We start from the raw sequence: 10,143 nt of genomic DNA, 5'->3' as shown, positions 1-10,143 counted from the left end.
CTACCACCACCAAGCGCGACATATCCGGCTTGGGCCGATTTTTGACAGTGGGCGCAGTAGTACTGATGGTGGCCATGGTCGCCAATATTTTCCTGCGCATACCGGCCATGCAGCTCACCATCTCGGCCGCTTTTGCCCTGTTCAGCTCGCTGATGATCTTGTGGCAGGTCAAATCCATCGTTGACGGTGGCGAGACCAACTACATTTCGGCAGCACTGACCATCTACATCAGTGTTTACAATCTGTTCACCAGCTTATTGCATCTCTTGATGGCTTTTGGCGGCCAGCGCGACTAAACCATAGCACCCAAACGAAAGGCGCCTTACGGCGCCTTTTTTTACTGCGGCGCCCACTCGGGCAACCACCCACCCGTCTCCAGGCAATCAGATGCGATAGCAACCCCAGGCACAGCAACCAGCTCGTTGCCGCGATACAAGAGTGGCCACTGCATGCGTAGCGCCGGCGGCAATCCTGCCTCCTGCAATAGCGTCTTGACCGGTTTACGCCCCACGGCCTGCACCAAGCACTCGCCCCCTTTGCGCGGCAGCAGGCGCAGCCCACCCTCCAACCAAGCCGCCGGCAAACCCTTATCCGCCATCCGTGCAGTCAAACGCCCCGCCCACCCTTCCTGCAGGCTATCCACCCCCGGCAGCAGAACGCCTAGCGTCCGTTCGGACACATCCCGCGCACGACGAAAAGACCATACCTCATCACGATAACGTACCAGCACACCATCACGCAGCGACAACTGAGGTGACGCTGCCGCAGCGGCAGCCAGCAACTGCGTGCGAAAATTCTCGAGCGCCGCAGGGGCAGGCTGGCCCAATGCCAGCTGCTCACACCAGTGCACCAGCAACTGGCGCTGGCGCGGCACTGACAAGCGCTCAAAAACGGCCATATTCAACCGGCCATGACTTAGCACGGCAGCCAGATCATGGCGCACCACTTCCTGCAGAATTTCGGCGGCATCTGCACACAATGATGCGGTTCGCGTCAAATGCTGGCGGTAGTGCGGCATAGTCAGCGCAACTTGCGGCAATATTTTGTGCCGCAATAGGTTGCGTCGCCAACGCGTATCCGCATTGCTTTCGTCCTCGACCCACTGCAAGCTGTGCGCAGCCGCATAAGCTTCTATTTCACTGCGTGCAAAACCCAGTAGCGGCCGCCACAAAGCAACGCCCTGATGCACTCTCCACACCGGCATCGCCGCCAGCGCACGCGGCCCGCCACCGCGCAGCAACTGCAACAACACCGTTTCGGCCAAGTCATCCTGATGATGCGCCAGTACAATTGCGTCAGCCGCAGATGCCGCATAGACACCATAACGCTCACGCCTGGCAACAGCCTCCAGAGACTCCCCCCCGGCCACGGCAACAAGCACCCGCTCCACGCGTAGCGGCACACCCAGAGCAGCACAAACCCCGGCACAAACCCCTGCCCATGCATCGGCATGCGCACTCAAGCCGTGATGTACATGCACAGCCGATAGCGAAAAACCCAACTGCCGGCGAGCTCGCGCCAGAAGATCGAGCAAAACCATTGAATCCACGCCACCAGACAGCCCCAGCTCCAAATGACACTGGCCGGACAAGGTGTCCGGCCAGTGTTCCAGAAAACGCTGCAGCAAATCAGGCGGCATCTTCCTTGTAGCGTCCATAATTCATCAGCCGGTCAAAACGTGTTTTCAGCAACTCGTCGATACTACGGGCAGTCAATTCTTTCAATTGCTCCTGTAGTACGCGCTTGAGGCCCGCCATCATGGCGGCATGGTCGCGATGCGCACCACCAACAGGTTCGCTCACCACGCGATCAATCAACCCCAGCGATTTAAGCCTATGCGCAGTAATACCCAGCGCTTCGGCAGCATCCGGCGCCCGCTCAGCCGTTTTCCACAAAATGGAAGCACAGCCTTCGGGCGAAATAACCGAGTAGGTCGAGTATTGCAACATATTCACATAGTCACCGACAGCAATCGCCAGCGCCCCGCCCGACCCACCCTCACCGATGACCGTACAAATCACCGGCACGCGCAGCTTGGCCATTTCATAGAGGTTGCGCCCGATAGCCTCGGACTGCCCGCGCTCTTCCGCGCCAACACCAGGATAAGCGCCCGGCGTATCGATAAAAGTGATCACAGGCATGCCGAATTTCTCGGCCAGCTTCATCAAGCGCAAAGCCTTGCGATAACCCTCCGGCCTGGGCATGCCAAAATTGCGGTGGATATTATCTTTGGTTCCGCGCCCTTTTTGCTGGCCGATCACCATGACAGGCTGGCCGTTAAAACGCGCCATACCGCCAACGATGGCATGATCGTCGGCAAAAGAACGATCGCCATGCAGCTCCTGAAAATCAGTAAAGATACTGTTCAGGTAGTCCAGGGTATAAGGACGCTGCGGATGACGTGCAACCTGTGACACCTGCACCGGCAACAATTTAGCGTATAAAGCCTTGGTCAGATCCAGGCTTTTTTTCTGCAGGCGCTCGATCTCGTCCGAGATATCCAGCACGGAATCATCCTGCACAAAGCGCAGCTCTTCTATCTTGTTCTCGAGCTCAGCAATTGGCTGCTCAAAATCGAGAAAGGTCGTCTTCATTCTTGCGTCATCCTTATATGCGGAACTGGCGGAATAATACCGCCAGCCAGCGACAACGTCACTATTCATGTCAGACAAAACACACATCCCGCCGGCCAAATCCCCCAAACACCCTTAAAAACCGAATTAATTTCACAACAATGCTTGCACAACAAATCATCCTATGGTCTAATTCGCCTCCTCGTTGCACTGCAAGCAAAACAGCAGGCGGCAAGAAAGAATTCAGGGCGCTTAGCTCAGTTGGTAGAGCGTCTGCCTTACAAGCAGAATGTCGGCGGTTCGATCCCGTCAGCGCCCACCAAGGTTTTGGAGTGGTAGTTCAGTTGGTTAGAATACCGGCCTGTCACGCCGGGGGTCGCGGGTTCGAGTCCCGTCCACTCCGCCAGTTAAAAAAGCTTCCTTCGGGAAGCTTTTTTAACTTGTGCGCCCTCCCCACAACACATGGCCACCCGCAATAGTATCCGCCGCGCCCAATAAAAACAGGCCGCATAGCCAGACATATAATCGACGACCTTTGTCATTTGCCCTACACTCACAACTATCAGTTCGGCCGAGCCAGCATCAAGGCGGGCCTTGTTAGCGACACGAGAACAGGACCTAGCACGTGAGCAATGACATCAAACCGGAACCAACCGGCAGCATTGAATACAAACCCCCGGTATCCAGCCGCATCCGCGAGCGCATTCGCCACAGCGGCCAGCGCTTTCACGCCAACGACAATATTGCAGCCTTTATCGCCCCCGGTGAAATGGCGGAGCTACTGGACGAAGTCCAGCTCAAGATGAAGGGCGTTCTGGAAAGCCTGGTCATAGATACCGATAGCGACCACAACACCCAGGACACGGCACGCCGCGTGGCCAAGATGTATTTGAACGAGATCTTCAAGGGGCGCTATGTAGAACAGCCTGCCGTCACCGAATTTCCCAATGCCGAGCACTTGGGTGAACTCATGATCGTTGGCCCTATCACGATTCGTAGCGCCTGCTCCCATCACTTCTGCCCGATTATCGGCCGCTTGTGGATAGGCATCATGCCGAACGAGCACTCCAATCTGATTGGCCTGTCCAAATACGCACGTCTGGCGGAATGGATTATGAGCCGCCCGCAAATTCAGGAAGAAGCCGTTATCCAGCTGGCGAATCTGCTACAAGACAAAATGAGTCCGGATGGACTGGCCATCGTAATGGAGGCAGATCATTTCTGCATGCACTGGCGTGGCGTGAAAGATATGGACTCTAAAATGATTAACAGCGTGATGCGCGGGTCCTTCCTGAAAAACCCCGCCCTGCGCCGCGAGTTTCTCTCCCTGCTTCCTAATAAAAATACCTGAGGTCCACCATCATGCTCGTCCGCCTGCTTTATGCCAGCCGTGCAGTCCAGCCACACACACAGGATCTGCTCGACTCCATTCTTGCCCAGTCTCACGAACACAACCCGGCTAACGGCCTAACCGGCATCCTGTGTTTTAGTGGCGATATTTTCATGCAGGTACTTGAAGGTGGCCGCGCAGAAATCTCGGCGCTATATAGCCACATTGCTGCGGACACACGCCATCACGGCGTCGAGTTGCTGCATTTTGAAGAAATCAGCGAGCGGCGCTTTTCCAACTGGACCATGGGTCAGGTCAACCTGAACAAGGTCAACCCGGGCACCTTGCTTAAATACTCTGAAAAGCCCGAGCTCAACCCCTTTGCCGTCAGCGGCAAGGCTTCGATGGCCTTACTGGAAGAGCTGATCGCGACGGCCGCCATTATCGGGCGAGTGGGCTGAATCAGGCTAAACACCAACCGGCAGCAGGCCCCTGCTGCCGACTCAACGCGACATCGGCAGTATATCGCCACGCACAAGCTCACGCAGCCAGCGCGGCAAAGCGGGCATTGCCCCAGCCGATAACACGATCCCGCCCATGATGCCGGCAAAGCCCAGCATATGAAAGCTCTGCAAGGCCTCACCCAGAAAAGCAAACGACAGCAAACTGGAGGCAGCAGGCAGCAGATTCATGAAGTTGCCGGTACGCTCCCCGCCCAACACCGCTACCGCACGGTTGTAAAACACATAAGCCAGTACCGACGGAAATACACCGAGGTACAGCACTGCAATCAATGTCTCGTGACTCCATAGCACCGGCGGCAGGGTTGCAGGCTCAAACACCATCGCCAAAGGCAGCAGCAATAGCGAACCCATCGCCATCTGGATGGCAAGCAAAGCACCGGCATGGATATCGCGCGGCAAGGTCATCACGATCAGGGTATAGATGGCCCAGCACAAACTGGCCGCAATCAGCCACAATTCACCCGCGCCTACCTGCAAAGCCAGAATGGAAGACAGATCGCCTTCGGAGGCGATAGTCAGCGCCCCCAGCACCGCACAGATGACCCCGCCCCACGCCAGTGCCGGCAAACGCCGCCCCAAAACCAGCGCGCCCAGTATCATGATCCATACAGGGGTAAAGGTCTGCAGCGCTGCCGCACTGGTGGCACTGGCACTGGCCACGCCAAGGTAGATAAAAGCGTTGTTGCCAACAATACCGATCAAAGCCAGCCAGAACAGGCGGCCACGCACCGCCCATAAGCGCGCTCGCTCGACCCATAGCGGCCGGATTACGAATGGGAACAAGACCAGTGTGGCACAAGACCAGCGCCAGAACGCCAACCAGAAAGGAGTCAGTTCGGCCCGAAAAGCACGTGCAATAACGACATTGCTAGCCCAAAACAGGATGGCACAAATGACAAGCAGCACCGGTTTGACGGCGCTGCCGGAGGGGCGGGATTCCATAGTACTGACAAGCCCAATTTAAGTGAATGACGGATCTTAGAACCCGCCCCACCGTCCTACCTTGATCTTGCGCAAAATTGTATACAATCTACAAAAACAAAGCGGATTCAGCTTGCAAAGCGATCATTCAGTCACGGAAATTGTTGAACTGCAAAGGAAAATCGGTTACTTCCTTTTTCATCATGGCAATGACTTCCTGCAGGATATCGCGCTTGGCCCCGGTGACACGTACCGCATCCCCCTGAATACTGGCCTGCACCTTGACCTTGGAGTCCTTGATCATACGGGTAATTTTTTTGGCAAGCTCGGTCTCTATGCCTTCCTTAACGGTAATCACCTGCTTGGCCTTATTGCCCCCCACACTCTCCAGCTTGCCGTAATCGAGGCAGCGCACATCCAGACCGCGCTTGGCCAGTTTGTTCAGCAAAATATCCTTGACCTGTTCGATCTGGAATTCGGAATCGGCAAACAGGGTCACCACTTTTTCAGCCAGTTCAAGACGCGCACTCGACCCCTTGAAATCATAACGGGTCGCCACTTCCTTGCTGGTCTGGTCAATGGCATTGCGCACTTCAACCAGATTCACTTCCGAGACGATATCAAACGATGGCATGATGGATTCCTTCTTGATGAGGCTGCACATTCTAGCGCCCTGCCCCCGCCTTGTCAGTGCCGCAAACACACCATACGGCTATTGAATGCCACTTTGCAGTACACGCAGCACCAGAGGATGCAGCACCTTCTTTTCGTTTCCGATCGCAAAAAAATACTCCTCGACCCCCTCGCAACGGGCGATACGCGTTACGCCGTAATGGCGATTCAAGGCCTCGTGCATTAAATCCGGCGCAGGAAACACCCCCATTCCGCCAGCACCAAAAGTCTTAAGCAAGGCACTGTCTTCAAATTCTCCCACAATACAAGGCTGTATCCTCTCGCTTTCAAACCACCGATCCAGCCTAGAACGCACGGCAGAGTGCGCTGTGGGCAACAATACCGGCACACGAGAGAGCGAATGCGGAAAATCCCGACTCGTATCCGCAAGCAGCAAGGGTGGCGCATACCATGCCAAAGTCGACGATCCCAGCGCATGACTGTACACCCTGAGATTGGGATTGGCCGGCGCCGCCCTATCCGCCAGCACCAGATCCAAACGGTGCAGCGCCAGATCGGCCAGCAAATCGCCAAACTCGCCCTCATGACACTGCAGGCGCAGCTTCGGCATACCCAGCACGGGCTGCAGCAGGCGCTGCACCATCAGCTTGGGCAAACCATCCGCTGTTCCTACCGCCAAGCGCAAGGAAGGCGCGCTGACTGCATGACGGGCAAGCTGAGGCAGTTGTTCACCCAGTTGGAAAATAAGATCTGCCTGCTGCATCACCGCGGTGCCGGCCTCGGTCAACACCAGCTTGCGCCCGGCAGGTTTAAGCAATTCCACCCCCAGCGTGCGCTCCAGCTCGCGCACTTGCGTGCTGACCGTCTGCACGGCCATGCCCAGACGCTCTGCCGCACGGGACATCCCGCCTTCCTTGCCGACCACCCAGAAATAGTAAAGATGGCGGTAACTGAAATCCAGGCTCATTTTCTGTTTTCCGGAACTATTGTTTCGCTATTGTCTGCTTTTTCATGCAAATAAAATACCCTATATTCTGTCTGCCCACACAGTTTGATGCGGGTTAACAGCGAGGAATACGAAATGCGCACCTACCCACACAATAGCCCGCAATCTGCCGCCCGCATCGTCATCCTGGCCATGCTGGCCGACGGCCACCTGTCCCAGTCCGAACTGGATGTACTGGATAAAGCCAATGCCTACCCCCGGCTGGGACTCAGCCGCGAAGACCTGCATACCCTGATGCACACATTCTGCGAGGATTTGCTCTTAGGCCTGCCATGGGCCGACGCCCACCGCTTTAAGCCGCAGTCGCTCACCACTTGGCTGAACGAAGTAGACGACACCGAACTGCGCCTGACCGTGTTACAGCTATGCGCACAAGTGATGGAGGCGGATCGCCATATAGCCGATGAAGAATGCCATCTACTGACCAAGGTACTTGAGCAATGGGGACTGGACTGCAGCAAGCCGGCCCTAAACGTACAGGTGCAGCATGCTTGAATTATTGATAATCACCGCCCTGCTGGTTTCCTCGCTCTGGCTTGCCGCCTGGGGCGAGTACCGCAACCATAACCCGCGCGACGCCAGCTTGCTGGGCGCACTGGGCGCAGGCGGGGCACTAACGGCTAGTGCGGCATGGCTGGTTTGAATGAAACGGCCATCCTCCCACCAAGCACAACAAACAGAAAGACACAGATGAAACTCATGATCGCCGCGAAATTCTTACTACGCTACGCCCCGCTATTGGCAAACGTACTGCCGCGGATCAGCGCAGTATCCCGCGGCAGCTGGATCAAGCTGGGCGTGGGCCTCGCCGCCGGCTTGCTAGTCATAGGCATCAGTGGTGTTTTATTGCTGGTATGGGTGTTGCAACTGGCTCTGGGCTTGATCACCGACACCGGTTTGTGGCAGAGCCTGAGCGGGATACTGGCCAGCCTGTAAACCGGCGGGCTACTTGCTCAATATAAATTCGACCAGCACATTCTTGAATACAAAGCCGGCTACCCCGGTACCCAATGCCAGGAACAGGATAAAAGTGCCAAACTTGCCGGCCTTGGACTGCTTGCCCAAATCCCAGATGATAAAACCCATAAACACCACCAGACCGCCCAGAAAGAAAAGCATGGAAAGATGGGTAAACTGCTCTTCGCTCAAGTGTGAAAGATCCATGCCGTTATATCAGATAAAAATTTGACCCAAATCATAACCGATTCTGCCGCGCCACGAATGACAGAACACTGCTACCGACTCATTTGCTATTCAGCCAGCAAACCGGCTTGACCCAGCGCCGAACCCAGACTTTGAGCCCGCGCGCGGTTTACGCCAAAATCGCTCAAGCCCAACCTTGATGCCGATCTCAGTTCCAGCAGGCTGGCACCCGGCGCCCGATACAGTTCGACATCATCGACAAAGCCCAGCAAGGCGCTACGGCTTTCGGCATGCAGATAGCCCTCCTCCTGCCTGACAAGCGTGGTGCGCGGCAAGCGGCTCACTACGGCCACCACCTGCTGCCAAGACACATCGGCGGCTCGCAAACGCAAGGCGGCAATATGGTGCTGGCCATCACTGGCCGGTGCCTGCGAGGACACACAGTTGGGCGAGGCAGGACAAGCCGCCAGTTGGCCACTTTTCACCCCCAAATTATTCGGCATGGTGCCGGCACAAGCCGCCAACCCCAAAGTCGAGAATAAAACCAATAGTTTGCTACGCATCGTATTCCCCAGTAAAAACGGCCCCTTGCAAGGGGCCGTTGGCAGTTCAGTCAGGCTCAGGATCAGGCAGACACGCCGTCGGCAATATCCTGATAGTCCTTGATCTGGTTGAAGTTCAGATACTTGTACACCTCGGCGCTGCTGGCGTTCAGGATGCTGACGTTGGACAGATATTCTTCCACCGTCGGTATCTTGCCCAGCTTGGAGCATACCGCAGCCAGTTCGGCCGAGCCCAGATACACAAAGGTATTTTTGCCCAGACGGTTAGGGAAGTTGCGGGTCGAAGTCGACATTACGGTCGCGCCTTCGCGCACCTGAGCCTGGTTACCCATGCACAGCGAGCAGCCCGGCATTTCCAGGCGTGCGCCGGCACGGCCCAGCACGCTGTAGTGACCTTCTTCGGTCAGCTGCTTGGCGTCCATCTTGGTCGGCGGAGCCACCCACAGTTTTACCGGGATATCCTGCTTGCCTTCCAGCAGTTTGGATGCAGCACGGAAGTGGCCGATATTAGTCATGCACGAACCGATGAACACTTCATCGATCTTAGTGCCGGCCACTTCGGACATGAACTTCACATCGTCCGGGTCGTTCGGGCAGGCAACGATAGGCTCCTTGATGTCGGCCAGATCGATCTCGATCACGGCCGCGTACTCGGCATCCTGGTCGCGCTTCAAGAGTTCGCCATTCGCGATCCAGTCCTGCATCGACGCAATGCGACGCTCCAGCGTACGCGCATCCTGATAACCATCGGCAATCATCACCTTCATCAAGGTGATGTTCGACTGCATGTACTCAACGATAGGTGCCTTATCCAGCGCGATGGCGCAGGCCGCTGCCGAACGCTCGGCCGCAGCATCAGACAACTCGAACGCCTGCTCGACTTTCAGATTCGGCAAGCCTTCGATTTCCAGGATACGGCCGGAGAACACGTTCTTCTTGCCGGCCTTGGCTACGGTCAACAAACCGGCCTTGATCGCATACAGCGGAATCGCGCCCACCAGATCACGCAGGGTCACACCCGGCTGCAGCTCGCCCTTGAAGCGCACCAGCACCGATTCCGGCATATCCAGCGGCATCACACCAGTGGCGGCAGCAAAAGCCACCAGACCGGAGCCTGCCGGGAACGAAATGCCGATCGGGAAGCGGGTATGGCTGTCGCCGCCGGTGCCGACGGTGTCCGGCAACAACAGACGGTTGAGCCACGAGTGAATCACGCCATCACCCGGACGCAGGGAAACACCGCCACGGGTACTGATAAAGGCCGGCAACTCCTTGTGCATGCGCACGTCGACCGGCTTAGGATAAGCGGCAGTATGGCAGAACGACTGCATCACCAGATCGGCAGAGAAGCCCAGGCAAGCCAGATCTTTGAGCTCGTCACGGGTCATCGGTCCGGTGGTGTCCTGCGAGCCTACGGTGGTCATCTTCGGTTCGCAATAGGTGCCAGGAC

At 56.6% G+C, this 10,143-nt stretch carries 14 protein-coding genes and 2 tRNA genes; 8 read left to right on the top strand and 8 right to left on the bottom strand.

All coding sequences use genetic code 11. The features are described from left to right. A partial coding sequence (locus ACRC1E_RS09860; RefSeq protein WP_438514922.1) for a Bax inhibitor-1 family protein occupies nucleotides 1–296 on the top strand: 296 nt, incomplete at its 5' end. A 41-nt stretch (nucleotides 297–337) separates the two neighbouring features. Here the strand turns inward: ACRC1E_RS09860 and tilS are convergent. Together tilS and ACRC1E_RS09850 are read right to left on the bottom strand one after the other, a co-directional pair. Further along, the gene (tilS, locus tag ACRC1E_RS09855) at nucleotides 338–1,639 is read right to left on the bottom strand and encodes a tRNA lysidine(34) synthetase TilS (protein ID WP_438514921.1); all 1,302 of its coding nucleotides are present in this window, start codon (nucleotides 1,637–1,639) and stop codon (nucleotides 338–340) included. Then, the gene (locus ACRC1E_RS09850) at nucleotides 1,629–2,594 is read right to left on the bottom strand and encodes an acetyl-CoA carboxylase carboxyltransferase subunit alpha (protein ID WP_438514920.1); all 966 of its coding nucleotides are present in this window, start codon (nucleotides 2,592–2,594) and stop codon (nucleotides 1,629–1,631) included. The genes tilS and ACRC1E_RS09850 overlap by 11 nt, the downstream gene beginning before the upstream one ends. A 225-nt stretch (nucleotides 2,595–2,819) precedes the next feature. Here ACRC1E_RS09850 and ACRC1E_RS09845 point away from each other — a divergent pair. From ACRC1E_RS09845 to ACRC1E_RS09830, 4 genes are all read left to right on the top strand, one after another. Continuing rightward, a tRNA-Val gene (locus tag ACRC1E_RS09845) sits at nucleotides 2,820–2,895 on the top strand. A 7-nt stretch (nucleotides 2,896–2,902) separates the two neighbouring features. Then, nucleotides 2,903–2,979, top strand: a tRNA-Asp gene (locus ACRC1E_RS09840). Nucleotides 2,980–3,198: 219 nt separating this feature from the next. Beyond that, a complete protein-coding gene (folE, locus tag ACRC1E_RS09835) occupies nucleotides 3,199–3,924 on the top strand; it encodes a GTP cyclohydrolase I (protein WP_438514919.1) in 726 nt (241 codons plus the stop codon). An 11-nt stretch (nucleotides 3,925–3,935) separates the two neighbouring features. Next, complete coding sequence (locus tag ACRC1E_RS09830) at nucleotides 3,936–4,364, top strand: BLUF domain-containing protein (protein WP_438514918.1); 429 nt, start codon at nucleotides 3,936–3,938, stop codon at nucleotides 4,362–4,364. A gap of 42 nt (nucleotides 4,365–4,406) precedes the next feature. Here the strand turns inward: ACRC1E_RS09830 and ACRC1E_RS09825 are convergent, their stop codons facing one another. From ACRC1E_RS09825 to ACRC1E_RS09815, 3 genes are all read right to left on the bottom strand, one after another. Then, nucleotides 4,407–5,369 carry a DMT family transporter gene (locus ACRC1E_RS09825; RefSeq protein ID WP_438514917.1) on the bottom strand — a complete coding sequence of 321 codons (963 nt, stop codon included), beginning with the start codon at nucleotides 5,367–5,369 and terminating at the stop codon, nucleotides 4,407–4,409. Nucleotides 5,370–5,496: 127 nt separating this feature from the next. After that, entirely contained in the window at nucleotides 5,497–5,982 is a 486-nt protein-coding gene (locus ACRC1E_RS09820) for a YajQ family cyclic di-GMP-binding protein (protein WP_438514916.1), read from the bottom strand. 78 nt (nucleotides 5,983–6,060) lie between these two features. Continuing rightward, the gene (locus ACRC1E_RS09815) at nucleotides 6,061–6,948 is read right to left on the bottom strand and encodes a LysR family transcriptional regulator (RefSeq protein ID WP_438514915.1); all 888 of its coding nucleotides are present in this window, start codon (nucleotides 6,946–6,948) and stop codon (nucleotides 6,061–6,063) included. Between the two features lie 114 nt (nucleotides 6,949–7,062). Here ACRC1E_RS09815 and ACRC1E_RS09810 point away from each other — a divergent pair, with 114 nt between their 5' ends. The 3 genes from ACRC1E_RS09810 to ACRC1E_RS09800 are packed head-to-tail and all read left to right on the top strand — an operon-like array spanning nucleotide 7,063 to nucleotide 7,923. Continuing rightward, a complete protein-coding gene (locus tag ACRC1E_RS09810; RefSeq protein ID WP_438514914.1) occupies nucleotides 7,063–7,482 on the top strand; it encodes a hypothetical protein in 420 nt (139 codons plus the stop codon). After that, on the top strand, nucleotides 7,475–7,630 hold the full coding sequence (locus ACRC1E_RS09805; RefSeq protein ID WP_438514913.1) for a hypothetical protein: 156 nt from the start codon (nucleotides 7,475–7,477) through the stop codon (nucleotides 7,628–7,630). Before ACRC1E_RS09810 ends, ACRC1E_RS09805 begins: the two co-directional genes overlap by 8 nt. Nucleotides 7,631–7,677: 47 nt before the next feature. Further along, nucleotides 7,678–7,923, top strand: a complete 246-nt coding sequence (locus ACRC1E_RS09800; protein WP_438514912.1) for a hypothetical protein — start codon at nucleotides 7,678–7,680, stop codon at nucleotides 7,921–7,923. A 9-nt stretch (nucleotides 7,924–7,932) separates the two neighbouring features. On the opposite strand, the gene ACRC1E_RS09795 is transcribed toward ACRC1E_RS09800, so the two are convergent. The 3 genes from ACRC1E_RS09795 to ACRC1E_RS09785 all read right to left on the bottom strand — a co-directional run. Beyond that, complete coding sequence (locus tag ACRC1E_RS09795; RefSeq protein ID WP_438514923.1) at nucleotides 7,933–8,136, bottom strand: DUF2788 domain-containing protein; 204 nt, start codon at nucleotides 8,134–8,136, stop codon at nucleotides 7,933–7,935. A gap of 101 nt (nucleotides 8,137–8,237) precedes the next feature. Next, the gene (locus ACRC1E_RS09790; RefSeq protein WP_438514911.1) at nucleotides 8,238–8,693 is read right to left on the bottom strand and encodes a DUF1499 domain-containing protein; all 456 of its coding nucleotides are present in this window, start codon (nucleotides 8,691–8,693) and stop codon (nucleotides 8,238–8,240) included. Between the two features lie 62 nt (nucleotides 8,694–8,755). Beyond that, nucleotides 8,756–10,143, bottom strand: a 1,388-nt coding sequence (locus tag ACRC1E_RS09785; protein WP_438514910.1) for a bifunctional aconitate hydratase 2/2-methylisocitrate dehydratase, incomplete at its 5' end; no start/stop codon positions are given.

This window comes from Craterilacuibacter sp., assembly GCF_051659485.1.
Classification (GTDB): Bacteria; Pseudomonadota; Gammaproteobacteria; order Burkholderiales; family Chromobacteriaceae; genus Craterilacuibacter.
This window is presented reverse-complemented; position numbering and strand designations above follow the sequence as displayed.

Excerpts from the sequence above, each read along its gene's own strand:
- tilS (WP_438514921.1), bottom strand. The coding sequence starts at position 1,639 with ATGCCGCCTGATTTGCTGCAGCGTTTTCTGGAACACTGGCCGGACACC.
- ACRC1E_RS09850 (WP_438514920.1), bottom strand. The coding sequence starts at position 2,594 with ATGAAGACGACCTTTCTCGATTTTGAGCAGCCAATTGCTGAGCTCGAG.
- ACRC1E_RS09830 (WP_438514918.1), top strand. The coding sequence starts at position 3,936 with ATGCTCGTCCGCCTGCTTTATGCCAGCCGTGCAGTCCAGCCACACACA.
- ACRC1E_RS09825 (WP_438514917.1), bottom strand. The coding sequence starts at position 5,369 with ATGGAATCCCGCCCCTCCGGCAGCGCCGTCAAACCGGTGCTGCTTGTC.
- ACRC1E_RS09820 (WP_438514916.1), bottom strand. The coding sequence starts at position 5,982 with ATGCCATCGTTTGATATCGTCTCGGAAGTGAATCTGGTTGAAGTGCGC.
- ACRC1E_RS09815 (WP_438514915.1), bottom strand. The coding sequence starts at position 6,948 with ATGAGCCTGGATTTCAGTTACCGCCATCTTTACTATTTCTGGGTGGTC.
- ACRC1E_RS09810 (WP_438514914.1), top strand. The coding sequence starts at position 7,063 with ATGCGCACCTACCCACACAATAGCCCGCAATCTGCCGCCCGCATCGTC.
- ACRC1E_RS09805 (WP_438514913.1), top strand. The coding sequence starts at position 7,475 with ATGCTTGAATTATTGATAATCACCGCCCTGCTGGTTTCCTCGCTCTGG.
- ACRC1E_RS09800 (WP_438514912.1), top strand. The coding sequence starts at position 7,678 with ATGAAACTCATGATCGCCGCGAAATTCTTACTACGCTACGCCCCGCTA.
- ACRC1E_RS09790 (WP_438514911.1), bottom strand. The coding sequence starts at position 8,693 with ATGCGTAGCAAACTATTGGTTTTATTCTCGACTTTGGGGTTGGCGGCT.